The organism is Paraflavitalea devenefica (assembly GCF_011759375.1).
GTDB lineage: Bacteria > Bacteroidota > Bacteroidia > Chitinophagales > Chitinophagaceae > Paraflavitalea > Paraflavitalea devenefica.
In genome coordinates this window covers 464,938-491,538 of the sequence record NZ_JAARML010000003.1, presented here as the reverse complement: position 1 = coordinate 491,538, position 26,601 = coordinate 464,938, and the positions used below count along the sequence as shown (strand labels likewise).

Sequence of the window (26,601 nt, the reverse complement as noted above, 5' to 3'; positions counted from 1 at the left end):
CATATAACCATATATGGTGATAAAGCCCGCCACTGGCCCATTTTAAAAAAATTGTGATTAATAAATCCTTATCTTTCCGCCTTTATTTATTTTATTGGTCACATTATAAACTATAACCAACTGTATGAGTTTGTTCGTTAAGAAACCCCTCGGGTCCTTACTAGCCGAAGCGCAGGATACCGGAGGCCACACCCTTAAGAGAACCCTTGGCGCCGGTGCACTGATCGCACTCGGTATTGGCGCTATCATCGGCGCTGGTCTTTTCTCCATCACCGGTGGTGCGGCTGCTAACCAGGCAGGTCCGGCCATCACCATCTCTTTCATTGTAGCGGCAGCGGGTTGCGCCTTTGCCGGTTTATGTTATGCAGAATTTGCTTCTATGATCCCGGTAGCCGGTAGCGCCTATACCTATAGTTATGCTACCATGGGTGAATTTATTGCCTGGATCATCGGATGGGACCTGGTACTGGAATATGCCGTGGGCGCTGCTACCGTAAGTATCAGTTGGAGCCGGTACCTGGTGAAATTCCTCGAAGGCTTTGACATCCACCTGCCGGCGGCCCTGGTTACAGGACCCTGGGATGGCGGCGTGATCAACCTCCCTGCTGTATTCATTGTGGTATTGATGAGCTCCCTGCTGATCAAGGGTACCAAGGAAAGCGCCACCGTCAATGCCGTCATCGTTGCCCTGAAAGTAACCGTGGTATTGATCTTCATCTTCCTGGGCTGGCAATACATTAACAACGACAACTATACGCCCTACATCCCGGAGAATACCGGCAAGTTTGGCGAATTTGGTTTCAGCGGTATCATCCGTGCAGCCGCCATTGTGTTCTTTGCCTACATCGGCTTTGATGCGGTGAGTACGGCGGCACAGGAAGCCAAGAACCCCCGGAAACACATGCCTATTGGTATCCTCGGTTCACTGGCCATCTGTACCGTATTATATATATTGTTCGCCCACGTAATGACCGGCGTTACCAACTACCAGACCTTCAAAGGTCAGGATGGTATTGCCCCGGTAGCCGTAGCTATTGATCACATGGGTACAACCGATGCAGCCGGCGTGATACACCCCGACTATCCCTGGCTGAACCGCGCCATCGTGGTAGCCATCCTGGCGGGTTATGCTTCTGTAATCCTGGTGATGCTCATGGGCCAAAGCCGCGTATTCTTCAGTATGAGTAAAGACGGCCTGTTGCCCGGCGTATTCTCTGATGTACATAAAAAATTCCGCACACCTGCCAAGAACAACCTGTTGTTCATGCTGTTCGTGAGCCTTTTTGCGGCCTTCGTTCCCGCCCGCGTGGTAGGTGAAATGACCAGTATCGGTACCTTGTTTGCCTTCATCCTGGTATCTATCGGGGTGGTGGTGATGCGTAAAACCATGCCCGATGCACCCCGCGCTTTCAAAACCCCGCTGGTGCCCATCGTTCCCTTCCTCGGCGTGGCTACCTGCCTGTTCATGATGGTATTCCTGCCGCTGGACACCTGGATCCGTTTGATCGTGTGGATGCTGATCGGTTTTGATATTTACCTGGCTTACAGCATTCGCCACAGTGAATTATCGTCCAAACTGCCCCGTACTGCCTCACAAAGTAATAAAGTGGTAGGCTGGACCGGCCTGATATTGGCGCTTGTACTGGCGGGTGTTGCCTTCCTGCATCATTACCTGACACTGGAAGATCAAAAGAAAGACGCTTCTATAACGCCCGATACCGGCATTTACTATTTCTCGCTGATCTTTGCCGCCCTCCATGCTATTTACTTTGGCAGCAAAATCGCTAAAAAGAAATAAGCCCTCGCTTTGTAATTTGCCTTCAAATAGATATAAAAAGCCCGTTCATCTCCCGTGAACGGGCTTTTTTTCTATTTTTGCACCCCCGCCTGCGGCGCCAGGGCTACGGTGGGTAAAACCAGAACAAGAAACTTCGAAACTATAAACTATCATGGGTCGCATATTTGAAGTCCGTAAGTCTACCATGTTCGCCCGCTGGGACCGCATGGCCAAACAGTTCAGCCGTATTGGAAAAGAAATTGCCATCGCCGTAAAAGCCGGTGGCCCCGATCCCAATACCAACCCCGCCTTGCGGCGGTGTATGCAAAACGCCAAGAGCGTAAACATGCCCAAAGACCGGGTGGAAGCGGCCATCAAGCGGGCATCGGGCAAGGAAATGGAGAACTATGAGGAGATCCTGTATGAAGGATATGGCCCTCATGGCATAGCCATCCTGGTAGAAACCGCTACCGACAACCACGTACGCACGGTTGCCAACGTAAAGTCCATCTTCAATAAAGGCAATGGTACCCTCGGCAATAGCGGCAGCGTAAGCTTCCAGTTTAAGAAAATGGGTGTTTTCAAGTTAAAGCCTGAAGGCCTGAACCAGGAAGACCTGGAGCTGGAACTGATTGACCACGGCCTGGAAGAACTGGGTGAAGGCACCGGTGAGAATGGCGAAACGGTATTGGTAGTACGGGTAGGCTTTACCGATTTTGGCAATATGCAGAAAGCCCTGGAAGAAAAAGGCATTACGCCCATCAGCGCAGAAGTAGAATGGATTCCCGGCACACCCGTAGAGTTGGGAGAAGAACAAGCCCAGGAAGTACTGAAGCTGGTAGATAAGCTGGAACAGGACGATGATGTGCAGAAGGTGTTCCATAACCTCGCTTAATGTAAGAATCCAGCATTCAGAATACAGAAGAAGGCCGTAAGTAATTGCAGTGGCAAATACTTACGGCCTTACTCTTTTACGTACCTGTATTTATGCTGAATGCTGGATTCTGTATGCTGGGTTCTTTTCCTATTCACTCCTAAGCGCTGTCACCGGATTCGCCAACAATACGGTCGGCCGGTTTATTCACCACTGATCTTACGGATCTTATAATTGTACCGGTCGGCCACATAAAAGGCGCCCTGCCTGTCAATACAAATACCATAAAGACCATTAAACTTTGCGCCGGTAGCACCGCCATCTATATAACCCACTGAGCTGCCGGCCAATGTAGTTACTACACCGGTCCCGTTAGCCAACGGGATGATCCTACGCACTTTATTATTAGTAAACTCTGTTGTGTACAGATTACCTTGCGGATCGATGCATATGCCACTGGGTGCAGAAAATCGTGCTGCCGTACCAATGCCATCGCTATCGCCTGCAGTACTGCCGGCCAGCGTACTTACCTCCCCGGTCCCGTTAGTTAACGGGATGATCTTGCGGATCCTCGTGTTGGCCGCATCGACCACGAATAAATTACCCTGTGTATCTGCACATATACCCCTCGGTGAGGAAAACTTCGCCGCCGCACCAGTACCGTCAGCATAGCCTTGTGTACTGCCTGCCAGGGTAGTGACCACACCGGCCGGCGTGATCTTGCGGATCACATGACTGGCTTCATCTGTTACATATAAATTGCCTTGCATATCTGCACAAATGCCTGCGGGGGCATTAAATTGTGCAGCCGACCCGCTTCCATCGGCATGCCCTTGCGTACTACCTGCTAAGGTGCTTACCACCCCGGCCGGCGTGATCTTGCGGATCTTGTATTCATTGATATCCGTTACATAGATATTTCCCTGCGCATCTGAACAGATCCCCCAGGGACCTTTAAACTGCGCTGCCGTACCATTGCCATCCGCATAACCAAATACACTGCCGGCAAAGGTGCTCACGATACCTCCGGGCGTGATTTTTCGCACCTTGTAATTATTTACATCAGCTACATATATGTTCCCTTGCGCATCTGTGCAAACACTCATAGGGCTTACAAATTGCGCAGCAGTTCCTGTACCATCCGCAAATCCGCCGGTACTGCCGGCCAGGGTGGTTACAGAATAGATATAAGTGTAGTTGAATACAGGACCGGCAACAGTTTTTCCGCCCACCTTAACAGTGACCGGGCCAGTGCCGGCGCCTTTCGGTACTTCCACGGTAAGCTGTGCTGCAGTGGCAGTCACCACTCTTGCCGGCTTGCCGTTGAACAGTACTTCATTATTGGCAGGTGTAGCCGAAAAATTACTCCCTTGCAGGGTTACGATGGTACTCCATACACCATTGTCGGGAAATATAGAACTGATAGCCGGTGAGGGACTATCCTTGCTTTTACCACAACCAACCGATAAGGCAAGGATCAGGATAACGAATAACTTTTTAATCGCATTCATGTAGGTTATTTTGGTTTAAGAGATAAGCCTCCGCCAAAAATAACCGGCCAATAAGAATAGGCCACTACATGATGATGTAGTAGTAACTGATAAGGAATGAATGAAATAGGTAGTGTGTTGACTCAGGTTGTTTTATCATCAGCAGCGGTGTTGTCCGCAGACAGCTCGTCCATTAGTTTGCCTTTTGTGACTTCACGGTGTATGAGCTTTTTGAATTTCTTTTCGTTGTTGAACCAAGTGCCAAGGGCAATGGTTACAGACACTACGGCACTGATGATAATTACAGAAACAAAATAATCTACCCCGACAATAGCGAACATGGAAAGCAGAAAAGCGGTGAGTATACCACACAGGAAGGTTCCTACCGGTATGTATAAAGCAAAGTAAGACCAGCGGCCGCCTGTACGCTGCTCTTCCCAGTATTTGATAAATCGTTTTTCTTTCGCTGATAACACGTCTGTTGTTTTAAAAACCTGACAGGTTGATTTCCCCTTTCATAAAGAACACGCCTTTGCCCGCTATGGTAACCCGTTCACCCAGGTATTCACACCACAACTCGCCACCACGCCGGGAAAGCTGTTTCGCCCGCAAGTTAGTCTTTCCCAGCTTTTCTGCCCAATAAGGAATCAATTGTGAATGGGCCGAACCCGTTACCGGATCTTCATCAACCCCTACTACCGGGGCAAAGAAACGGGACACAAAATCCACGGCATTGCCCTGGGCAGTGATGATCACCTTCTCTCCCATTTTTTTCAGCCGGGTAAAATCGGGCTGACAGTTCCTCACCGCTTCCTCATTGTCCAGCTCTACCAGGAAATCACGTTGTTTATATACCTGCTTAAACGGAACAAAACCCAATGCCACTGCCAGGTCTGCCGGGAAATCCTTTACGGGTTCCGGCTTCCAGGCCGGAAAATCCATACTAATAATATCATCCCGGCGGGTAATGGTGAGCAGCCCGCTTTTGCAATAAAACCGGATAGTGGGTTTGTCATAGCCCAGCATATAATACAATACCCAGGCCGATGCCAGGGTAGCATGCCCGCAGAGGTTGATCTCTGCAGCAGGCGTAAACCAGCGTATATGGTAATCGTACGCGTCTGTGGCAGCAGCGGGTACAAAGAAGACTGTTTCACTGAGGTTATTTTCCAATGCCAGTTGCTGCATCAGCTCATCATTGATCCATTCCTGCAAGGGAATAACAGCGGCGGGATTGCCACCAAACAATTTATCGGTAAAAGCATCTACCTGGTAAAGCGTGAGTTTCATAGTATCATGGTCTTTGATAGTAAAATTAATTGTTCCTCCCCTCATATACCCGCGGCAGCATCAGTTTATAGCGCATGGCAATAATACGGATCAATACAATGACCAGTATAGAGATAATGGTATTCCAGTCGGCAGGCAGTCCGGTTTCCCGTAATAACAGGTAAAGCCCTCCACCCAGGATGCAGGCAGAAGCATAGATCTCCCGGTGAAAAATGAGCGGCACATTGTTGAGCAGCACATCCCGTATCACTCCGCCAAAGCAGGCGGTAATGGTACCCAATGCAATACAGATACCGGGGCTCAGCTCCATTTGTAATCCTTTCTCCAGCCCGATGAGGGTAAACACGCCGAGACCAAGGGCATCAAACAGGAAGAGCGTTTTATTGAACTGCTTTACATAACGGCCAAAGAACAAAGTAACAAAGGCGGTAACCAGGATAACGATGGCCGTCACATCATTCTGCAACCAGGCCACCGGCAAATTACCAATGAGTATATCCCGCAACGTACCGCCACCAATGGCCGTAACAAAGGCCAGAATGACCACGCCAAAAGGGTCCAGCTTCCTGTCCATAGCAGAAAAAGCACCGGAGGCCGCGAAGGCTACTGTTCCGAGGATGTCAATAATAAAAAGGAAACTGGTATCCATTGAAGGTTACACATTGCAAGGTTACTGGTTGCTAGTTTCTGGTAACCAGTAACCAGCTACTTTTATTCTGCGACCATCTCCCTGATCACATCAATAATTTCTTCGAGGTTGGGCTTGCTGAAGTAATCGCCATCACTGCCATAACTGGGACGATGCGCTTTAGCTGTAATGGTACGGGGCGATACATCGAGCCAGCGATAGCCACCCTGCTTTTCCATGACTTCATTGTACATATAGCCGCAGGCGCCACCCGGCACATCTTCATCTACAAACAGTATGCGGTTGGTTTTCTTCAGGGAAGCCAGGATATGATGGCCAATATCGAAAGGCAACAGGGTTTGTACATCCACCACTTCGCAACTGATACCGGATTTCTCCAGCACCACCGCCGCCTCCTGCACAATACGCAGGGTAGAGCCATAAGATACAACAGTAATGTCTGTTCCTTCCCGCACTATTTCAGGTACGCCTAATGGTACGCGGTAATCGAGTAAGTTGGAAGGCAGCTTTTCCTTGAGGCGGTAACCATTGAGCGACTCTACCACAATGGCCGGATCATTTCCTGCCAGCAGGGTATTGTACATACCGGCTGCCTGCACCATGTTGCGTGGCACGCAGATGTGCATACCCCGCAGGGAATGGATCATCATGCCCATGGGCGATCCGCTGTGCCAGATACCTTCCAGGCGATGGCCGCGCGTACGTACGATGAGAGGGCAGCTCTGGCGGCCTCTGGTACGCCAGTGCAGACTGGCCGCATCATCGCTCAGCGGTTGCAGACCGTATAGTAAGTAATCGAGGTATTGTATTTCGGCAATAGGACGCAGCCCGCGCATAGCCAGGCCAATGCCCTGCCCCATAATGGTAAGCTCCCGGATAGCAGTATCAAAGATGCGGTGCTCTCCGTATTTGGCCTGCAGGCCGGCAAAGCCCTGGTTCACATCCCCGATCTTCCCTACATCTTCTCCAAATGCCAGTACTTTGGGATTGCTGTTGAAGAGCGCATCAAAGTACTTGTTCAGTATTTCATAACCATTGATCAGGGGCGCTTCCTGTGCATATTCAACAACCACCGGTTTTATTTTCAGCGGGCTCTTCGGACTTTCGTCATACAGGTAAGTGCTGTAAGAGTGATAGCCATCCTGCTTAAGCAAAGCATACAAAGCTTTTACTTCACCGGCCATTAAAGAATCGCCGGCAGCATCCATTACCTTGTGCAGGGTTTGCAGTATATCTTTCCGCGCCGGTTCCCGGTTGGATGCCAGTTCCCGTTTTGCTTTTTCAATATCGCCATGCACATCCACTCCCTGCATGATCAGGGCATCGAATAATTCCACACAATGCGCCACCTGCTGTTTGATGGGCGTTATGTATTTTTCCCAGGCATGATTCTTACTATCGCGCACCAGTTCTTTACTTTCTATCTCTATATCGTGCAATTCATCTTCACTGGCCAGTTCATTTTCCAGTATCCATTCGCGCATTTTTTTGTTGCCGTCCCATTCCCGTTCCCATTCCAGTTGCTCCGGGCTCTTATAGCGTTCATGGCTACCAGAGGTGGAATGTCCCTGCGGCTGTGTTACTTCTTCCACATGGAATAAGGCAGGAATATGGGTGGTGCGTATTTTCTGGATAGCTGTTTCCAGTATTTCACACATACCGGCATAGTCCCATGCCTTCAGCTTATAGATATCAAAACCATTGGTATGGTCTTTTTTCTGCATTCCCCGGAGGGCTTCAGAAATAGAGCCTTTGGTAGTTTGGTATTTTTTAGGCACTGAAATACCATATCCGTCATCCCATACAAATACAGCCAGGGGCACCTGCAGTACACCGGCCGCATTGACGGTTTCCCAGAAATGGCCTTCCGAGGTAGAGGCATCGCCAATGGTGCAAAAACAGATCTCGTTGCCATTATCGCTCAGTTCGTGCATATCCTGTAAGGCAGGAGAATGGCGGAACAGGGTAGATGCCAGTGCAAAACCCAGTGAGCGGGGCATTTGAGCGGCGGTAGGCGCCATGCCGGCAGCAATATTCTTACGATTCACAAGGTCCAGCCAGTTGCCATTACTGTCTACATTAGGCGTAGCAAAATGGGAGTTCATCTGGCGGCCCGCACTATGAGGGTCATTCGCCGTATCGGGATCGGCGTACAACTGGGAGAAAAACTCTTCGAGGGTAGCCTGCCCCGTGGCAAAGGCGAGGGTCTGATCGCGGTAGTACCCCGACAGGAAGTCGCCGGGTTTAAAGAATTTGGAGACAGCGATCTGGGCTACTTCCTTACCATCGCCGAAAATGCCAAATTTTGCCTTTCCCGTCAATACCTCTTTACGACCCATCAGGCTGGCTTCCCGGCTTTCACAGGCCATCCGGTAGTCCCGGAGCACTTCTTCCCTGAACTTGTCGAAAGAAAGTTTCTCGCTGGTCAGCAATGGGTTGTGAATCGTGTTTTCCATGGCGTAAAAGTATTAATAATCTGCCCCCGTTGAGCCGCTTTTCCCCGGATGTTAAAAAATTGTCATTACCCCGAAAATTAATTACCTGCAAGTACGTTAAAAATGTAATTTTGAAGGGTTCCCTAACCAAAATTCTTACTATGAAAAAATGGTTAACATTTATGCTGGTAGCTGGTTTGGCTACCGCCACACAGGCTCAAAACGCCACCCCCGATTCCAAGGCCCCGGCGGCTGAGGTAATCACGCTGAAACAGACCAGTTTCGATTTCGGCAAGATACCCCAGGGGCGCCCTGTAACCCACAATTTTGAGGTGACCAATACCGGCACCGAAGTATTGCGGCTGGACAACGTGCAGGCATCCTGCGGCTGTACCACCCCCGAATGGAGCCGTGAGCCCATTCAGCCCGGCACTTCCACCACCATTAAAGTGGGGTATAATGCGGCCTCTGAAGGCGGCTTCAACAAAACGGTGACTATTGTGTATAACAATAATCAAACGAAAACAATTGTAATTTCCGGAACAGTTTATAAAGCGCCGGCAACTTCTGCGCCCGCAAATGCGTCATTAACTTTACTGAAACAATAAACCAATAAATAATAAACCAATTAAATATGAAACGATTTGTATTAGCTATTAGCGCATTGATCTTATCCGCCACCATGTTTGCTCAGAATGCAGCACCCGCGCAAAAGACTGCTGAGGTGATCAAATTCAAGGAAATAGTACACGATTTTGGCAAGATAAAACAAGGAGTACCTGTTACTTATGACTTTGTTTTCGCCAATGTAAGCGGCAAACCCGTAGTTATTGAATCAGCCATTGCTTCCTGCGGTTGCACTACCCCCGTGAAGCCCGAAGCTCCTGTAGCCAAAGGCAAACAGGACAAGATCACTGCCGGTTTCAATGCCCAGACACTTGGCACTTTCACCAAGCCTATTACTGTTAAAATAGCCGGTGTTGACGCCCCCATCGAGATCAAGATCACCGGTGAGGTATTGAACGAAGTGGATTATGCCAAATACGAAAAGGAAAAAGGCTCCAAAAAAGGTTAATTTCCCATAATTAATTGATATACATCCCCATAGCTTCTAGCTATGGGGATTTTTTTTGCCCTGGCAGGCTATTGTGTTCTACCTCTATAGATCAACAACAGTCCTCCTATAGATCAGTTATGGTCCATGTATAGGTAATCAATGAGTTACGTAATGATGCAGCATAGATACAGCATATATAGAACATATATTCAGCATAGATACAGCATACCTATATAGGTATGCTGTATCTATGCTGAAAGATAGTTTAATCATACCTGGCTTTTTGCTTATCCTTTATCTGACCAGAAAAGAGACCATTAAGTAGCCTCATAGTAGCTATAAAGGATCCTGATAGTGTAGATTTGCGAACCATTTAAAATACTAACCCATGCCTCCAGCTTCAAAGAAAAAAACGCTTGCCACCCCGGAATACCGGGTATTTTATCCCATTAAAGTGGCCCAAAGCAGGATTGACGGGCAGGGCGCCTATGCCCTGCAACGCATCCCCGCCCGCAAAAAGATCGGCGACCTGGGCGGCGTGATCATTACCCTCCGGGAGGCCCGGCGTATTACCGCCCAAACCAAGCGGGTAGCCATGGTGGAGTTTGACAATGGCGAGGCGCTGAATGCCTCTGTGAATAGCAATGAGCTGCGCTATATCAACCACTCCTGCGACCCTAATACCTATATGCGCCTTACCCATCGCCGGGTAGAATTTTATGCTTTACGCCCCATTAAAGTGAATGAGGAACTGACCTGTAATTATGGCGAAACGCATCATGATGGGAAGCTGCCTTGCCAGTGCGGCGCTAAGAATTGTAAAGGATTTATTTAATGTCGGGTTCCGGGTTTGGCGTTTCGGGTTCTTTAGGCGTAACTACCTGACTAACTTTTTACAGCCCAAGCAATAACCTACCTTTTAGCTGCATGCAGGAAATGCGGAGCAACGCGAAACGCTACACCCGAAACACGAAATTTCTTATACTTTTGCGCCATGTTAACAATCAGTCATCGCGGGCAAACCATGCCCCCTTCTCCGATCCGTAAGCTGGTCCCTTACGCCGAGGCAGCTAAGAAGAAAGGCGTCAAAGTGTATCACCTCAATATTGGGCAGCCAGACATTGAAACGCCCAAGGCGGCGCTGGATGCCGTGCGCCATGCCGATTTTAAAGTATTGGAGTACAGCCACAGCGCGGGTAATGAAAGCTACCGCCGCAAGCTGGTGCAATACTATAAAAAAAGAGGTATTGAGATTGATCATACACAGATCATCGTAACCACCGGCGGCTCAGAAGCCATCCTCTTTGGTTTTATGGCCTGCCTGGATGCGGGTGATGAAGTGATCATTCCCGAACCTTTTTATGCCAACTACAACGGATTTGCAGTAGCAGCCGATGTAGTGGTAAAACCCATTACTTCGCATATTGAAAATGGTTTTGCCCTTCCTCCTATTTCTGATTTTGAGAAAGCCATTGGCCCCAAAACAAAGGCCATTGTGCTGTGCAATCCCAACAATCCTACCGGTTACCTGTACAGCCGGGAAGAAATGGAAACCCTGAAAGAGATCATCATCAAACACAACCTGTACCTGTTTGCCGATGAAGCTTACCGGGAGTTTTGCTATGGCGGAGAACATATCAGCGCGATGCATTTGAAAGGCGTAAATGAGCATGTGGTATTGATGGACACTATTTCCAAGCGGTACAGCGCCTGCGGCGGCCGTATCGGCGCTTTCATTACCCGCAATAAACAGGTGTTGGATACTGCGATGAAATTTGCACAAGCCCGCCTGAGTCCGCCCTCTTTTGCCCAGATACTGGGAGAAGCAGCGGTAGACCTGCCGGAAGATTATTTTGATGCTACCAAGGCAGAGTACCAGAAACGCCGCGACACCATGGTTCGCCGGCTGAATGCCATGCCAGGTGTTTTCTGTCCCAATCCCGGTGGTGCTTTTTATGCCATTGCCCGTTTGCCTATTGATGATGCAGATATTTTTTGTCAGTGGTTGCTGGAATCTTTCTCGCACCATAAACAAACAGTGATGCTGGCCCCGGCTACCGGCTTTTATGGCACGAAAGGGCTTGGACTGAATGAGGTACGGCTGGCCTATGTATTGAATGTAGACGATCTTAATAAAGCGATGGATTGCCTGGAAGCGGCGCTACAAGAATATCCCGGCAGAAAAGGCTAAGCGTTATACACTACGTCATCAGCATTCCCATAAATATTGATCCCGCACTATCCGTGCGGGATTTTTAGTAAGGTGCTAATGCGCCACTGCCTGCGTGATTGGGTATCAGGCGGCAATGATCCTCTTTAGTTTTTCCTTTACGTTGTTGATGTATAGTTTTTTTACTTCTTCAGACAGGAAAGAGGCGTTGATCAATGTTTTCATTGATTCTTCTTTGGCAGGAAACTGGTCAATAATTCTTAATGCCCTGGCTTCGACTATCCCGAACCGATTGGCCAGTTCCATGAAACTGCTTCTGCCATAGCAACCATAGGTAGCATAAAAGGGAGCATCCATATCACCCTCATACAAGCCCAGGGCGGTATCTGATTCATTGGGTGTATGTATAACAGTACTCATCAGGTCGTAGGCAGGTGTTAATGTGTATTCGCCATTTTCCCGGCGAATAAGAGAGAAGTTCTTTAAATGCGCATCTCCATTTGAGATGACATAATTGAATACGATAAGCTTAAAGAAATTTTCCAGTACAGCCCTGGCAGCACCCACATATTGTTTGATCAATAGCCCAATTTCTTCGTATGTGCCGTTGTACTTGAATGCAGCGCCGTGGGTGGGTTTTGAACGCCTTGTTAGTTGTGCAAAATCTTCCTGTTGATACTTTCGCCCGTCGTTCCTTACATCGAAGCGCCTTGTTATATAGGCCGGTTCTTTATCCCTGAAATAAATGAGGGCATTGGCGGCTGTATTGATTTGAAATACCTGGCTGGCCATTTGCATGGTCAGGTGTTCATTCTCCGGGACATCATTTACATATAAAAGGGTTCTGATGGGTGGAACAGGTTTCAACAGGTAGTGTCCATCTTTTTCGCAGAGGATAAGTGATGTTTTTTCCCGGTGCAGGGAATATTTCAATTGAACGCCGGAGATGGACATTCTTTTAGAGTGCTCCTGGAACAGATCCCTATTATTGATATTGGGCGCGTCGAAGGCCAACAACGAAGAAACCTTAGCTTTATCAAACAGGATTTTCCTGCAGGATAAACAATAGGCTTCTTTAGATTCCGTATAACATCCTAAACAATTCATCATTTTCCGGTTTTACAGTGATAGCTCCTATGGTGTCTTCCCTGGATGTTAATAGCAACCGGGTAAAGTCGTCATCTTCATCAAGCTGGTACAGTCTGCATTGTATATCCTTATTGATCCCTTCTGAAAGCAGGCCCTGGAAAAAAGGAAATAGCTCATTGGCTGTATATTCCTGTTGGGTTTTAGGCAGGGTTAAGCTTATGTGGGGTGCTTGTTGCATATTAAAATAATGGTCTTCATACCGGAATATGTACTTCCCGGTATCGTCTTTCTCGATCATCCCGGCTAACAGGCCGTTATTATACACCAGTCCTTTCATTCAGCCATTTTTTTGATATCAACAAAAATGTCCAACCCCAGTACATCCAATATTTCCCGAAGGGTATCCAATGAGGGGTTCCCTTTACCATTTTCAATCAGGTAGATCGTTTTGGTGGTGATGCCGGTCATTTCTGCCAGATCATGCTGTTTTAAGTTCAGCAATCCTCTTCTTTCGGCTATCAAGCGTCCAATTTGGCCATTATCCATCGGTAATATATTTCTTATTTTGCCTAAAATTAGTGATTAAAGAGCAAAAAGAAGACGTTTTAAGAAATATATTACCGATTTCTGGGATTCTGAGATGAGCTTGAGCGCCAACGAAATAGGAATTGCAACTAATTGGAGGGGAACCTATTCTATTTTAGGGGCTTAAAAGATGTCTAAGCTTCTTATAATTAAAGTTTTGCCGAAAGGTGATTTTAGCTATTTTTGCAGCCCGTTTTAAACCCTTGGGCTGAGAAATGGGCCAGAAAAAGGGAACCAACTCTCTTCCTGGATATAATTGGCGAGGTAGCTCAGTTGGTTAGAGCGCAGGATTCATAACCCTGAGGTGATGGGTTCAATTCCCATCCTCGCTACACAGACAAAAGGCTTCACGATGAGTGAGGCCTTTTTCATGCTATGAATAACGACGCATGAAGGCTACTCCTGTCTCTAAGCGAACGAGGAAGGTCAGCGCCCAAATGGGCATTACAATCAGCGCAAGACGCTCAAATGTACCGGCATAGCCTGTAGAACTCGTACTCCAGATGGCATAGACAGTCACACAGGCAACCATTGCAACGGCCATAAGCACTGAGTACACGGCCCAGCCATACCATAAAGGGTCGCCGGCAAAACGCCACGCCATGACCAGCAAACCCACTACTGAACTTAGTGCGGCAATACCTGCAAATAAAAGATGCATTAACCCGCGTAGCGTGGGGGCCTTCAATGCGAGGCCCTCCGGATCGTAACCGGGCGCGGGATCCTGCGGAACAAGGCCGCAAACAATAAGACTCGCTCCCGTTAATGCAGTGAGGATGGAAAAGGCCATCGCTCCCCTTCCACCAGCCAGCATCTTATGCCAGACGGTAACTGTACTTAAGATAATTGTACCGAATAGGAGGAAGTTGAATAGCTGAACCGATCCACCTGACCCCAGGCTCAGCGCACTGATAGCCTGGTGCCAGGCGTCATAGTCCGGCCGTCGTGCGCCCTCAATGCCCGCGATCATCATGAATAAGCCCGAACCTATAACCCCGTACCATAGTCTACGCCGTATATGAGGCGGCACTGGAATTGTTTCCCTGACGCCCTTTTCTTCAGCTGTTTGTTGCTGCATAGTGTTAATACTTTAAGATGCAGTTACCCGGAAGGTGGCTTATCAATCCATTTTCAAATTTTTCACGGGATTAGCTAATGCTGCTTTTATTGACTGAAAACTGATTGTTACCAGGGCTATGAACATAGACAATATACCTGCCAATCCAAATACCCACCAGCTTATATGGATGCGGTAGGCAAAATCCTGTAACCAGTGGTTCATACAGAAAAAAGCAACCGGAAAAATAATGACCATTGATACGGCCAACAGACGCAGGAAGTCTTTTGAGAACAGCAATACAATATCCGCAATGCCCGCGCCCAGTACTTTACGAATACCGATTTCTTTGGTTCGCTGCAGAACAACAAAAGAAATAAGCCCTAATAATCCCAAACAGCTAATAATGATGGCTATCCCCGTAGTTGTCTTAATCAGCTTGCTTAACAAATCTTCTTTGTGATAGAATTCATCAATCTGTTCATCTAAATAGCGGTATTCAAATTCGCTTTCAGGGTAAGCAGCCTGCCACTCTTTGCGTATGATATCCCTTGCTTCATTTTGGGTATGCGGGGCAAGGGTAATAGCTGCATAGCGGTACCTGCTGCGCTGTGTTGTAATAAGCACCGGCGCAATAGGCGTATACAGTGAATGAACATTGAAATCTTTTACGATCCCCGTAATGGTTGCAGAACGGCTATCAAGTCCACCCACTACCAACCGGTGCCCTAATACCTGTTCCGGCTTGTTAAAACCCAAGCGCTGTAACATGGACTGATTAATAAGCACCTGGTTGACAGTATCACTTTCTACAAGGTTGGCGCCTGCTATAAGCTTTAGCCCAAAAGTGTTTACATAGGCAGAATCGCCCATAATGATCCCCGCCGAAAAATCTTCCCATGGCCGGTGATCAAACTGAACAGAGCCGCCTGTATAAGCATCCGACGAAGGCGCCTGGTAACAAAAAGATACAGACTGTATTTTCGGATCCATTAATAGCTGGTTCCGCAGGTAGGTCATTTTGCTCTTACTGTTCTCCGGAATAGCAACCATCAGTACTGCATTCTTATTAAAACCCAGGTCGGCAGTTTTAAGGTGCCTTACCTGCAGTACGATGATAAGCGTGCAAACAATCAGCCCCTGTACAATCATGTTCTGTACAACTATCAATCCTCTCCTGTATTTTGTGGTACCGGTGCCAGCTTTCTGGCTTTTTAATGCTTCTATAGGCTTAAACCTGCTCAATACCAGCGCCGGGTAAATGCCACTGGCCAGTATCACAAAAACCAGCAGCAGAAGAATAGCAGGGAGCAATACCCGGTCTTGCAGGATGTTTATTTGTAGCGTTGTTTGTAACCAGGTGTTGACTACCGGGAGAGATAAGAATATCCACACAAATGCCAAAGCAGTTGCCCCTAAAACAATACAGGATATTTCGGTAATAAACTGCCAGAAGATAGAGGCGGGCGTTCCGCCGAGCACTTTCCGGGTGCCGATTTCTTTGGCCCTTTTTACACTTTGGGCACTTGCCATATTAATAAAATTAAAGCAGGCAATTACTACAAGAAATAATCCCACCAGGCCCAATGTTGTTAATAATGATTTACGTATTACTCCACCATATCGTCCGTCAAAATGCAGTTCTTTTAAAGGCAATAAATGAAATTGGTAGGCAGCAGCTACACTGGGATCAAAATGTTCTTTTATAAGCCCGGCCATTGCCTCTTCTACCTTCTTTACTGGTACATCCATGGGTAAGGAAATAAAAGATTGGGTGGTGGCATTTATCCAACTCCAATCCCTGTTCATATCTGTTGCCTGTGCCGGATAAAAAGAGCTGAAAGATGAGCCGGAGATAAACATATCAAACTTAAGATCTGTATTGCCAGGGTAATTTTCTAATACGCCGGTAACAGTAAGGTTGTTTTTATTGTCGAGCCGTAAAACTTTGCCCGTGGCATCTGTATTGCCAAAATATTTTTCTGCCAATCTTCGGGTAATTACCACGGTGCCAGGTTCCGTTAATAGCTTTGCTGTACTGCCTGTTGCTCCTTCATAGCTGAACATGTTGAACCAATTTGCATCAGCGAATGCAATATTGCCATGCTCTGAGAAATATTTTACCTGGTTGTCCAGCGGAACACCGATGGTTGCCGACTTTAAGGTTAGCAATACCGTTTCATCTTTTACCTGGGGTATTCTATTTTTCAACGCCTTGGTGAGTGGCAAAGGGCTTCCCCCTTCATGTATTACGGAGCCATCCGGCAGGTGCAGTTCTGTAACCACTTTATACAACTGCCCGGCATTGGGATGATAGCTATCAAAGCTGGAATGATAGCGTATAAACTGGAACAGGATTATTCCGACCGCAATACCTAATGACAGACCAAATACATTTAAAGCGGTATAAAACCGCTGATTCCAAAGCGTGCGAAGCGCCATTTTAAAACGTTGCCTGTACATTATGTGGGCTATTTTGGTTGATGAATCTAAGAAAAATGGGAGATATCGTATAAAATTTTACGCATTCTCCCGGCTTTTCCTTTCTCACCAAAAAGCTACAGCCAGGAAAGGCAACCTTCCTGGCTGTAAGACTTTAACATAAATCTTCAACTAAAGAGGAGCAGCAATAGCCCAGCTCCCTTTTATGTCTTATAATTTTTTACATGGGCGTGTAGGTGAATCTTTGGCCGCCCAATGCAGCTTCCAGCATCAGCCCGTCTTTTCCCTGGGTGAATACCATAACCCCATCCCTGTATTTCACATCGGCAGAGGCACCCTCCTTAACAGCAATCGCCGAGAATTGCCCGGCAAATTCAAGCTTGTTACTCGTAAAGCGGTCCAGGGCGTCTTTGTTTTCAAAAAAGATCACTTCCCGGTAAGCCTGTCCGCCAAACTGAAAACCTGCGCTCACCTGTATCATTTTTGCAGTACCGATGTGTTTTCCACGTTCATATACAGCCCCTGTACCGGCTGCCCCGCCGACACCAATTGCCCCTTTCCCCACATTGGGGAATATTACGTACCCATAACTGTTCGCAAAAAGGTTCTTCATTAACCCATCTGACTTGATAAATGCAGCTTTGGCCTTTTTACTGTCGTCCATAATACGTTGTTCTTTATTCTGGCTCATCAGGAGCATGGGCAACAACAATCCTAACCATGTGAATACCACAAGGTTCATTATGTTCTTTTTCATAACTGTATTTTTGGAAAAACAGATGCAAGCCATATGCCAGCAGCCGACCGGGTATATAATATATCATATCCGGGGAAGCCACATGCCGCGGACAGCACCTATTGTGCCTATTACAATGCCAATTGTGATAACAAAGAGTAATAGGGAGAAAGCCCATTTTGTAGAGGGAGAGCCCGAAAATTTAGCTTTAAAATAGAAAGCGACTATAGCCTGGGGAAGGATGTAAACAAGTACCGCCAGGGCATTTAAGAAAGGCCCTGTAAATGTTTCAGGATCAAAACCAACAGGAGCCCTGTGAATGACCATCCAGAGCATAAAAAATACACGGAATAACCATACACCACTCATGGCCAATAACAGGTGTACTGCCCATTGATTATGCAACTTAATTTTTCTTTGCATGGCATATTTAACCGCAAAGAATGCACAGACAATAATGATCAGCGCATTAAAGGTGATCCCTATAGCACTAAATAGTCCGCCCACTGAACCTCTTACCCAGGTAAGGTATAAACCTGCTATACTAATTAGGAACGCTGAAAAGATATACACCCTGCCACTGATCCTGTGAAACCGGGGTGCTTTCGTTCTGATCCAGGTTACTAATTGTAACGGCCCCAGCATAGTTATTACAACGGCCAAAGCCACGTGTAGGCCAAAGATCAGGTTGCCAACCCTATCGCCTTTCATGTAGAAATGCGGATTGGCGGTATTCCACTTTTCGAAATCCCCCAGTGCAGTTGATTTCCAATACAGCATTAGTATATAGTAGGCAAAGATCAACTGCCCCAAATAGGTTACCACAAACCAAAAACGGGTGACGTTCCTAAAGAGGTGTACAGCTACAGTTTGGGTTCTTTGTTTCATGGTGCTGAAGTGATGGATTAAAGATAACTTCAGCCTGATGATTCCAACTTAACAATTGTTAAGAAATCTCCCGCCTTATCCTGCTAAGGCTTTCAGGTTTTATGCCGAGGTAGGAAGCAATATATTTAAGTGGTACATTTTTTATTATAGCCGGACAATCCTTCATCAATTTCACATACCGCTGTTCGGCTGTAAGCGTGGCCAGGTCATTCATCCGTTGTCTGTCTTCTTCCTGTATTTGCTGGAACAACCTGATCGTATAGTCTTTTTGCGTAATGCTTGTTTTGGCAGAACTGTCGGCATCGGCCTTGGTGATCCTGAGCAACTCGCAATCCGTAATGCAATAGAGGTATTCATTGGAGATCGTCTGGTTCACAAAAGGGAAATAGGAGGTAAAGAACCGGGGACCATTATTTAAGTCGACCGTTATTTCTTCGCCTTTATCATTGATATAAAATTTCCGCATAAAACCTGACACAATAAAGTTATGATGCACCGGAACTTTGCCGGCCACCTCCAGCATAGTATCCCTGGCTACCCGTAATGGTTTAAAATTATTGCGGCATTGGGCTCTGTCATGTTCGGGAATATCGATTATCTGAGAGATGTATTCGAAAAGCGTATCATAGTAGTGCTGCATTCCCCGGGGTTTACAATAAATGTACAAATATCACAGATGAACTGTTTAATATTTTCTCCAAAAGTCCGGATATCAATAGCAGCCCTTTACTCCCCATCAGGATCAACAACATCTATCTCTGCTACACGGCCAACCTGCCCATCCTCCAGGCGTACTTTTATCCCTCTTGAATGGTACGCTGCTGATGTTAGCAGGTCTTTGACAATGCCATAGGTCAACTTACCTGTTCGCTGGTCTTTTTTAAGGATAATCGCTACTTCCTGCCCGGGATAAATGTCTTTTCTGTATTGGCCATTCATGTACTTTCTGTTTATCAGCCGTAAATTATGTCAACACGCTGAAATTACCCCCAGTTCCCGGCCAACTTTTTCGATTTGCTCCAACGCATAGTCCATCTGCGCCTGGGTATGGTTGGCAGATAGGGATATCCTGATCCGGGTTAGCTTTTTGGGAACAGCAGGGTAAGGAACAGCATTGACCAGTATGCCCGCCCGGTGAAGGCGCCGGGTCATTTCTTTTACGAGGGTGTCGTTGCCAATAATAACAGGGATAATAGCAGTTTCTGAAAGGCCTGTATCGAAGCCCATAGCCTGTAAAGCGTTCCGGAAGTACCGGATATTGTTCCACAGTGCCTGCATAAGCCCCGGATCGATTGCTATGATATCCAAAGCCTCCAGCATGGCTGCTGCTGCCGGTATTGGTAATGAGGTGGAGAACATGTATGACCTGGTGGCGATCTGTAAGTAGTTGATGAGTTCATTGCTGCCTGCCACAAATCCTCCCACACCGCCCAGGGCCTTGCTGAATGTGCCGGTGATAATGTCCGCTTTTCCTTCCAAGCCAAAATAAGCTTCTGTTCCCTCGCCATTTGGCCCAATCACTCCTGTGGCATGTGCTTCATCGCATAGTACCCAGGCCCCATAAGCATGGGCAAGTTGTAGTATTTCATCCAGCCGGGCAATGTCTCCTTCCATGGAATATACACCATCAATTACAACGATCTTGTTGTTATAGCTGGCCGCTTTCTCCAATGCTCTTTTGAGCGATCCCATATCATTATGAGCAAAGAACAACTGGTTGGTATGCGTACAACCATCCATTAGGCTGGCATGGGCGTACCTGTCGCAAATAGCTACATCGGTTTCCCGCAGCAAGGCCCTGAGCACGCCTGTATTGGCGCCATACCCACTTGTAAAAAGCATGGCAGATTCCCGGTTGTATAAAGCCGCGATCTTATCTTCCAGTTTTTTGTGCAGGCTGTGTGTACCTGCCAGCATAGCGGCACTACCACTGCCAAAACCAAACCGGTTGACAGCATCTGCTGCGGCCTTCTTTAATTGCGGGTGTATGGAAAGATTGAGGTAATCATTGGAAGCGAGGTTGATCATGCGTCGCATTCCGCTATTTTCATTACACTTCACTATTACTTCCGCATCGCAGGGACTTAGCAGTTCCCGGCGGTATGTATAATGCTGCACAGCTTTTGTCCCGGCAATAAAGCTGTTCATGATCTCATGCCGCTGTTTGAATGACAGGTGATCAAGGCGCTTATCATGCAATACCTCCAGCAGACTGTAACGTTGCGGGTCAATCATGCCCGGACTACTTTCTTCAAAATGAAGATGGGCTGTTTCGCCATTCAATAAATAAGGGTAGTCAAGCCCTTCCGTGTTTGTCGCCTGGGTTGTATTCATACATAGGGTTTTAAGCAGCAGCATGCTGCAGTGCCTCCTGTTGATCGGGCGGGATGAAATTAAGCGACGAAGAGAAGACCTTCAATGAAGTATTAGCAAACGGCAGGAAAGTTGAAGTGGATTGCCGGAAAGGGAGGGTTGTTGGCAGCGACGGGTGCACAAGGTTTTGAACAATACACTACGCTATTGCAGCCGTCCCACATATACCTTCGTATCATAACTGATCTTTATTGAATCATGTTGCTGGTACTGATCATACAGACGTTGCAGACCGGTTATCATGGCATCATAACCAGCGTATATTAAAAAACACTTATCTTTAAATAAGGAAGGTGTACTGCCCGCTTCTTCCTTTGACAAATCCACCTTCTTCCTTTCCCTATTGACAAGGCTTACCTGCACATCCATTAGTAGTATTATTTATTCTTCTTCACTAAACATTAAACACATCGTTATGAAAAATTCATTGTGCTATGTGATCATTTCTTTTCTACTGGTCTTCTTTTTCTCCTGTGACAATCCGGCTGCTGGTCCTTCCGCAGACGCCGGGAAAGATACCGATTTCGCCGCAGCGCACCAGGTGATGGTGGATAGCAGCGAGGTACTGGAAAACAGCGTATTGACCCAGGAACAACAAAATGCCTTAACTCCAGCGGAGGTATTAAATATCTTAAAAGAAGGCAATGATGATTTTGTAAATGACCGCCTGACTATCCGTAACACCTCCTCCCGGATAAGGGCTGCTGCTATGAGTCAGTATCCTAAAGCGGTCATACTTTCCTGTTTAGATTCACGGGTACCGGTGGAGGATGTGTTTCACCGGGGGATTGGGGATATTTTTGTAGCGCGGGTGGCAGGCAATATTGAAAATGAAGATATCCTGGGCAGTATGGAGTATGGATGCAAGGTGTCGGGCGCCAGATTAATCCTGGTATTGGGTCATGAGCATTGCGGTGCTATTAAATCAGCTATTGATGATGTAAAGCTGGGCAATATTACGGCCCTATTGGCAAAGATAAGACCCGCCGTAACAAGCTTAACCGGGTTCAACGGAGATAAAAGCTCCAAAAATGACAGTTTTGTTCATGCGGTGTGTGAACAGAATGTAAAGCTCACGATAGAAAATATACGCAAGCATAGTCCCATCCTGGCAACCATGGAAAAAGACAAGACGATCATTATCCAGGGCGCCATATATAATATGGGAAGTGGGAAGGTGATCTTTCTATAACAAGTAGCATTCCCCCACTCGCTACTAGCGACTTGCTCAATTTTACAGATTTCCCTTTTTCAGTTCTTCCATTGCATGGTTGGCGGCGCGGGCCGTGAGGGCCATGTAGGTGAGGGACGGGTTTTGGGTAGCCGTGGACGTCATGCAGGCGCCATCGGTAACGAACACGTTGGAACAGGCATGTAGCTGGTTCCATTTGTTGAGCAGGGAGGTTTTGGGGTCGTGGCCCATCCGCACGCCGCCCATTTCATGGATATCCAAACCGGGGTTCCGTGGTGTAATATGGGTTTTGATGTTGGTGAAGCCGGCAGCGGCAAACATGGCCGTAAACTGCTCATGATAATCCCGGCGCATTTTTTCGTCGTTCTCATCATAGGCTACATTGACCCGCAGTAAGGGAACACCCCAATCATCTTTCTGCTCCTTATCCAATGCGATGAAGTTGGTTGCTTTGGGAATGGTCTCCCCCATCATGTGACTTCCTACCCGCCAGAGGCCGGGCTGAGGATTCAGCAATTGCTTTTTCCAGTCTTCCCCAATGGCATCGGGCCGGGGATTACTGGTGGAGCGGTGGGCATTGAAACCTGCGGCATAGCCCCGCAGAAAATCGGTTTCCTGCTTGTAGAGGTTCCTGAAACGGGGGACATAACCGCCGCCCGCAGGATTACGGCCATCGGTAGTATAGTTGAGGTATCCTTCGTATTCGGCGGAGATGGTGGCGCTGTAGTTGTGGAACGCAATGTATTTGCCCAGCAGTCCATTGTCGTTGCCCAATCCCTGTGGGAACCTGCCGGAGGTTGAATTCAGCAGAATGAGGTTGGTATTCAATGCAGCCGCATTGACAAAGATGATGCGGGCATTGTAGACGATCTCCTGTTTGGTCTGGGTATCAATAACGCGTACTCCGGTGGCCTTCCCTTTCTTCTCATCATATATAATGGAATGGACTACGGAATGCGGACGCAGGGTGAGCTTCCCCGTTTTGGCCGCCCAGGGCAAGGTGGAAGCATTGCTGCTGAAGTAGCCTCCAAAGGGACAGCCGCGCTGGCAAAGCACGCGGTTCTGACATTTGGCCCTGCCCTGCTCCAGGTGAATGGGCTGCGGCTGTGACAGGTGAGCAGCACGGGCGCTGATGAGATGACGGGTGTTGAATTTTTGCTTCAGGGTATTTTTAAAATGGTCTTCTACGATGTTCAGGGGCCAGGCGGGCAGGAAGTCGCCGTCGGGCAGGCTGTCCAGTCCGTCCCGGTTGCCGGCAATACCGGCAAAACGTTCTACATGACTGTACCAGGGAGCCAGATCGGCATAGCGGATAGGCCAGTCTACCGCAAAGCCATCGCGGACAGGGCCTTCGAAATCAAAATCGCTCCAGCGCTGTGTTTGCCGCGCCCACAATAATGATTTACCACCTACCTGGTAGCCGCGTATCCAATCAAAAGGTTTCTCCTGTATGTAAGGATGTTCTGCATCTTTTACAAAGAAGTGGAGGGCATCTTCCCGGAAAGCATAGCAACGGCTGGCGATGGGATTGGCTTCCTGTATTTCCTGGGTAAGGCGGCCACGGTGTTCAAATTCATAGGGCATGAGGCTGGTGGTAGGATAATCCACCAGGTGTTTCACATCCCGGCCTCTTTCCAATACAAGGGTAGTAAGCCCTTTTTCTGTGAGCTCTTTAGCGGCCCAGCCGCCACTGATACCAGAGCCTATCACGATGGCATCGAAAGTATTCTGCATGTTGTATAGTGTATTGTGCTATTAAGCCGTTTGCTGTTTGAGTAAGACATAACCATTGTACCGGCCAGGTACCAGTTCGTAAGGCAGCAGTTTCGTCATTACAAATTTGCTTTTAAGATAGCCTTCGCGGGTAAGTTCCCGCAGCAGTTTGTAAAACTGACCTGTTTCAGCAGTATGGGTAGACAATGCCTGTAATATTTTTATTTTCTCTTCTGTGCTGCACTTGTCAAACGACCGGTGGAATAGTTTCTCTGCTACCGCTGGTGATTGTTGTAATCCTTTTACAAAACCGGCCTGCTGGTCTTTGGGATAGCAATCATCCACCATCATTAGTACAAAGCGGTCTATTTCCAATGCTTTGGCGCCAGGCGTATCGGTAGCCGGAATGAGGGTTTCCACCATTTCCCCTACGAGGGCCTCCTCACCGGCAGTAAGGGAAAGGTGTTTCCAGGCCGATGCTTTTTTTTCTTCTTTGCCACCACAGGCGGGAATGAATACCATACCTCCGCCGAGGATGATCGCATGTTTTAATAAGGTTCTCCTGTTCATGAATATAATGTTTAGGCCAAGGTGAGCCGCCCCCGCAAAGCGGGCAAGCTCTGGAGGGCGACCCACCCTTTGACAGGCCTTCGACAGGCTGCCATGGCAATAGTATGATTTTTTTGCTGTACGACAGGCTCAGCTTGATATTTTGCTATAAAATGTTAAAATACCATTACTATATACCAACCGGTATATTTGTATCAGTTTTCCCGTGTTTTGTATAAATAGTTGCCCGGGGGCCGGGATAGCTTTGCTGTACAATTAAAATTTATCAGTATGGCAAAGACAATTTTTATAACAGGCGCTTCCCGGGGATTCGGGAAGCTTTGGGCAGCAGCTTTTTTGGAACGTGGCGACCAGGTAGTAGCCACCGCCAGGAACCTCGACACGCTTAAAGACCTCCAACAGCAATACGGCGATGCCTTGCTTCCTATTCAACTGGATGTAAATAACCGGGCTGCCAGTTTCGCGGCTGTGCAGCAAGCCTATAAGCACTTTGGCAGGATTGATGTGCTGATCAATAATGCGGGCTATGGCCTTTTTGGTACGATTGAAGAAGCAAGTGAACAGGAGGCCCGTGACCAGCTGGAAACGAATGTGTTTGGCCTGTTGTGGGCCACCCAGGCGGTCATTCCCATCATGCGGGCACAGGGCAAAGGACATATTATCCAGGTATCCAGTGTATTGGGCCTGATTACGTTGCCTGTCCTGGGACTGTACAATGCGTCCAAATGGGCAGTGGAAGGATTGAGTGAAACACTGGCCGCAGAAGTGAAAGGTTTTGGTATTGATGTAACTTTAGTGGAGCCTAATGGATTTACCACCGACTGGGGCGGCGCTTCCGCCGTACATAGCCAACCTCTTGCTGTATATGAGGGAGTGAAAGCAGCTTTTGCAGCCGGCGTAACACCCGACATTTTTGGAAATCCTGCAGCTACACCAGCCGCCATATTAAAGCTGGTTGATACAGCCAATCCACCATTGCGCCTTTTCCTGGGGAAAGTAGCATTGCCCTGGACTAAGCAGGTGTATGCAGAACGCCTCGCTACCTGGGAGGAATGGGATGAAGTGGCAGTGGCTGCGCATGGGTAGGGAGAAGGCAACGAGGCATTGAGACAACGAGAAATTCGATAGGCTCAGTCACCCGGAACGGAAACATGCTTTGACATTCGTTACCAGGCCGCCTCTTCGGAGGCGGCTTATAATATGAACAGATATGCTACATTTTAAGAGTTTGAGCGAGATGCATCGCGCCACTGGTTTTCCGCCGCCAGAGAATCCTATGCTGAGTCTTTTCCGGTGCAACCAAACCTGCTCTTATGGTAATACGGCGTTTACTTCGGATTTCTATATGATCGCGCTGAAGAAGATGAAAGCCGGGGTGATCGTGTATGGCAGAACAAAATACGATCATGACAGTGGGGGCTCCCTGTATTTTACGAAGCCACGGCAGGTTATAGAGATGCGCGATATAGAATTGGAAGAAGACGGGTTTGTCATTTATTTCCATGAAGATTTTTTAAATGGTCATCCGCTCCATGCCGACATAAAGAAGTATCATTATTTCGAGTATGAAGCGAATGAAGCACTGCACCTGTCGCCGCGGGAAGAAGAAATCATCTGGGAACTGTATAATAAGATCGCTACAGAATACCACAATAACCAGGATGAGTACAGCCGCGATATTATCCTTACGCATATTGATTCTATCCTCAAGTATTCCCAGCGCTTTTATAAACGTCAGTTCATTAACCGCACGGAAGTTTCAGGTAAAGCCGTATCGAAGTTTAACCAGGCATTGCTTTCTTATTTTGAAAAGGGCCTTTTAACGGAGAAGGGATTGCCTACAGTAACATCCATGGCTGCAACGTTACATATGTCGACCCGCTACTTAAGTGATACGCTGAAGCAGGAGACCGGCAAGACCGCCATTGAGCTGATCCATATTTTCCTGGTGTCGGAAGCAAAGAACAGGTTGAAAGGGGAAGATACCACGATTGCTGAGATTGCTTTCAGCCTGGGGTTTGAGAACCTGCCTTATTTCTCCCGATTGTTTAAGAAGGAAGTGGGAGTGAGTCCGAACCAGTATAAGAAGCAGTTTAATTAGGGAGTGGCGAGTGGTAAATGGCAAGTGGCGAGTGGGCGTTTGCTTCGATCTTTTGCTTCGAGAGCAGGGCACAAGGTACTCTTCCGCACGTGGCCAGGCTGCATACTTGCGCC

The 26,601-nt window shown here is 47.6% G+C and carries 27 protein-coding genes and 1 tRNA gene; 10 read left to right on the top strand and 18 right to left on the bottom strand.

Going from position 1 to position 26,601, the window contains the following annotated elements; genetic code table 11:
- The first annotated feature begins 124 nt into the window (after window positions 1–124).
- Window positions 125–1,798 (top strand): amino acid permease, encoded by a 1,674-nt coding sequence (locus HB364_RS20325; protein ID WP_167290159.1) that lies wholly within the window; start codon window positions 125–127, stop codon window positions 1,796–1,798.
- 151 nt (window positions 1,799–1,949) lie between these two features.
- Entirely contained in the window at window positions 1,950–2,672 is a 723-nt protein-coding gene (locus HB364_RS20320; protein WP_167290158.1) for a YebC/PmpR family DNA-binding transcriptional regulator, read from the top strand.
- A gap of 182 nt (window positions 2,673–2,854) precedes the next feature.
- Here HB364_RS20320 and HB364_RS20315 read toward each other — a convergent pair whose 3' ends face one another.
- The 5 genes from HB364_RS20315 to HB364_RS20295 form a co-directional block, all read right to left on the bottom strand.
- Window positions 2,855–4,162, bottom strand: a complete 1,308-nt coding sequence (locus tag HB364_RS20315) for an IPT/TIG domain-containing protein (RefSeq protein ID WP_167290157.1) — start codon at window positions 4,160–4,162, stop codon at window positions 2,855–2,857.
- A 122-nt stretch (window positions 4,163–4,284) separates the two neighbouring features.
- Complete coding sequence (locus HB364_RS20310; protein ID WP_167290156.1) at window positions 4,285–4,617, bottom strand: hypothetical protein; 333 nt, start codon at window positions 4,615–4,617, stop codon at window positions 4,285–4,287.
- Between the two features lie 10 nt (window positions 4,618–4,627).
- Window positions 4,628–5,431, bottom strand: coding sequence for a PhzF family phenazine biosynthesis protein (locus tag HB364_RS20305; protein ID WP_167290155.1), 804 nt, complete (start codon window positions 5,429–5,431; stop codon window positions 4,628–4,630).
- Between the two features lie 25 nt (window positions 5,432–5,456).
- Window positions 5,457–6,080, bottom strand: coding sequence for a trimeric intracellular cation channel family protein (locus tag HB364_RS20300; RefSeq protein ID WP_167290154.1), 624 nt, complete (start codon window positions 6,078–6,080; stop codon window positions 5,457–5,459).
- A gap of 62 nt (window positions 6,081–6,142) precedes the next feature.
- Window positions 6,143–8,536 (bottom strand): alpha-ketoacid dehydrogenase subunit alpha/beta, encoded by a 2,394-nt coding sequence (locus HB364_RS20295; RefSeq protein ID WP_167290153.1) that lies wholly within the window; start codon window positions 8,534–8,536, stop codon window positions 6,143–6,145.
- Between the two features lie 140 nt (window positions 8,537–8,676).
- Between HB364_RS20295 and HB364_RS20290 the strand changes: the two genes are divergently transcribed.
- The 4 genes from HB364_RS20290 (at window position 8,677) to HB364_RS20275 (ending at window position 11,763) form a co-directional block, all read left to right on the top strand.
- The gene (locus HB364_RS20290) at window positions 8,677–9,123 is read left to right on the top strand and encodes a DUF1573 domain-containing protein (protein ID WP_167290152.1); all 447 of its coding nucleotides are present in this window, start codon (window positions 8,677–8,679) and stop codon (window positions 9,121–9,123) included.
- Window positions 9,124–9,149: 26 nt separating this feature from the next.
- Window positions 9,150–9,590: a DUF1573 domain-containing protein gene (locus HB364_RS20285; RefSeq protein WP_167290151.1), complete on the top strand. Its 441-nt coding sequence runs from the start codon at window positions 9,150–9,152 to the stop codon at window positions 9,588–9,590.
- A 370-nt stretch (window positions 9,591–9,960) separates the two neighbouring features.
- A complete protein-coding gene (locus tag HB364_RS20280) occupies window positions 9,961–10,407 on the top strand; it encodes an SET domain-containing protein (protein ID WP_167290150.1) in 447 nt (148 codons plus the stop codon).
- Window positions 10,408–10,566: 159 nt separating this feature from the next.
- Complete coding sequence (locus HB364_RS20275; protein WP_167290149.1) at window positions 10,567–11,763, top strand: pyridoxal phosphate-dependent aminotransferase; 1,197 nt, start codon at window positions 10,567–10,569, stop codon at window positions 11,761–11,763.
- Window positions 11,764–11,868: 105 nt separating this feature from the next.
- On the opposite strand, the gene HB364_RS20270 is transcribed toward HB364_RS20275, so the two are convergent.
- From HB364_RS20270 to HB364_RS20260, 3 genes are read right to left on the bottom strand one after another with little or no spacing between them, the layout of a single operon-like run.
- Window positions 11,869–12,852: a HipA domain-containing protein gene (locus HB364_RS20270; RefSeq protein WP_167290148.1), complete on the bottom strand. Its 984-nt coding sequence runs from the start codon at window positions 12,850–12,852 to the stop codon at window positions 11,869–11,871.
- The gene (locus HB364_RS20265; RefSeq protein WP_167290147.1) at window positions 12,818–13,168 is read right to left on the bottom strand and encodes a HipA N-terminal domain-containing protein; all 351 of its coding nucleotides are present in this window, start codon (window positions 13,166–13,168) and stop codon (window positions 12,818–12,820) included. The genes HB364_RS20270 and HB364_RS20265 overlap by 35 nt, the downstream gene beginning before the upstream one ends.
- On the bottom strand, window positions 13,165–13,377 hold the full coding sequence (locus HB364_RS20260) for a helix-turn-helix transcriptional regulator (protein ID WP_167290146.1): 213 nt from the start codon (window positions 13,375–13,377) through the stop codon (window positions 13,165–13,167). The genes HB364_RS20265 and HB364_RS20260 overlap by 4 nt, the downstream gene beginning before the upstream one ends.
- A gap of 297 nt (window positions 13,378–13,674) precedes the next feature.
- Here HB364_RS20260 and HB364_RS20255 point away from each other — a divergent pair.
- Window positions 13,675–13,748: transfer RNA gene (locus HB364_RS20255), tRNA-Met, on the top strand.
- 41 nt (window positions 13,749–13,789) lie between these two features.
- Here the strand turns inward: HB364_RS20255 and HB364_RS20250 are convergent.
- From HB364_RS20250 to HB364_RS20215, 8 genes are all read right to left on the bottom strand, one after another.
- Window positions 13,790–14,494: a DUF998 domain-containing protein gene (locus tag HB364_RS20250; protein ID WP_167290145.1), complete on the bottom strand. Its 705-nt coding sequence runs from the start codon at window positions 14,492–14,494 to the stop codon at window positions 13,790–13,792.
- Window positions 14,495–14,536: 42 nt separating this feature from the next.
- The gene (locus HB364_RS20245) at window positions 14,537–16,936 is read right to left on the bottom strand and encodes an ABC transporter permease (protein ID WP_167290144.1); all 2,400 of its coding nucleotides are present in this window, start codon (window positions 16,934–16,936) and stop codon (window positions 14,537–14,539) included.
- Window positions 16,937–17,135: 199 nt separating this feature from the next.
- Window positions 17,136–17,672, bottom strand: coding sequence for a lipid-binding SYLF domain-containing protein (locus tag HB364_RS20240; RefSeq protein WP_167290143.1), 537 nt, complete (start codon window positions 17,670–17,672; stop codon window positions 17,136–17,138).
- Window positions 17,673–17,735: 63 nt separating this feature from the next.
- The gene (locus HB364_RS20235; RefSeq protein WP_167290142.1) at window positions 17,736–18,539 is read right to left on the bottom strand and encodes a DUF2306 domain-containing protein; all 804 of its coding nucleotides are present in this window, start codon (window positions 18,537–18,539) and stop codon (window positions 17,736–17,738) included.
- 58 nt (window positions 18,540–18,597) lie between these two features.
- The gene (locus tag HB364_RS20230; protein WP_167290141.1) at window positions 18,598–19,179 is read right to left on the bottom strand and encodes a Crp/Fnr family transcriptional regulator; all 582 of its coding nucleotides are present in this window, start codon (window positions 19,177–19,179) and stop codon (window positions 18,598–18,600) included.
- Between the two features lie 86 nt (window positions 19,180–19,265).
- The gene (locus HB364_RS20225) at window positions 19,266–19,478 is read right to left on the bottom strand and encodes a YwbE family protein (protein WP_167290140.1); all 213 of its coding nucleotides are present in this window, start codon (window positions 19,476–19,478) and stop codon (window positions 19,266–19,268) included.
- Between the two features lie 30 nt (window positions 19,479–19,508).
- The gene (locus tag HB364_RS20220) at window positions 19,509–20,873 is read right to left on the bottom strand and encodes an aminotransferase class I/II-fold pyridoxal phosphate-dependent enzyme (protein ID WP_167290139.1); all 1,365 of its coding nucleotides are present in this window, start codon (window positions 20,871–20,873) and stop codon (window positions 19,509–19,511) included.
- Window positions 20,874–21,056: 183 nt separating this feature from the next.
- On the bottom strand, window positions 21,057–21,281 hold the full coding sequence (locus HB364_RS20215) for a hypothetical protein (protein ID WP_167290138.1): 225 nt from the start codon (window positions 21,279–21,281) through the stop codon (window positions 21,057–21,059).
- A 46-nt stretch (window positions 21,282–21,327) separates the two neighbouring features.
- Between HB364_RS20215 and HB364_RS20210 the strand changes: the two genes are divergently transcribed.
- Window positions 21,328–22,104: a carbonic anhydrase family protein gene (locus tag HB364_RS20210; protein ID WP_167290137.1), complete on the top strand. Its 777-nt coding sequence runs from the start codon at window positions 21,328–21,330 to the stop codon at window positions 22,102–22,104.
- 42 nt (window positions 22,105–22,146) lie between these two features.
- Here HB364_RS20210 and HB364_RS20205 read toward each other — a convergent pair whose 3' ends face one another.
- Together HB364_RS20205 and HB364_RS20200 are read right to left on the bottom strand one after the other, a co-directional pair.
- Window positions 22,147–23,838, bottom strand: coding sequence for a GMC oxidoreductase (locus HB364_RS20205; protein WP_167290136.1), 1,692 nt, complete (start codon window positions 23,836–23,838; stop codon window positions 22,147–22,149).
- A gap of 21 nt (window positions 23,839–23,859) precedes the next feature.
- Window positions 23,860–24,387, bottom strand: coding sequence for a gluconate 2-dehydrogenase subunit 3 family protein (locus HB364_RS20200; RefSeq protein WP_167290135.1), 528 nt, complete (start codon window positions 24,385–24,387; stop codon window positions 23,860–23,862).
- Between the two features lie 270 nt (window positions 24,388–24,657).
- On the opposite strand from HB364_RS20200, the gene HB364_RS20195 reads away from it, so the two are divergent.
- Window positions 24,658–25,473, top strand: a complete 816-nt coding sequence (locus tag HB364_RS20195; RefSeq protein WP_167290134.1) for an SDR family NAD(P)-dependent oxidoreductase — start codon at window positions 24,658–24,660, stop codon at window positions 25,471–25,473.
- A 124-nt stretch (window positions 25,474–25,597) separates the two neighbouring features.
- Entirely contained in the window at window positions 25,598–26,488 is an 891-nt protein-coding gene (locus tag HB364_RS20190) for a helix-turn-helix domain-containing protein (RefSeq protein WP_167290133.1), read from the top strand.
- Window positions 26,489–26,601 lie beyond the last annotated feature (113 nt).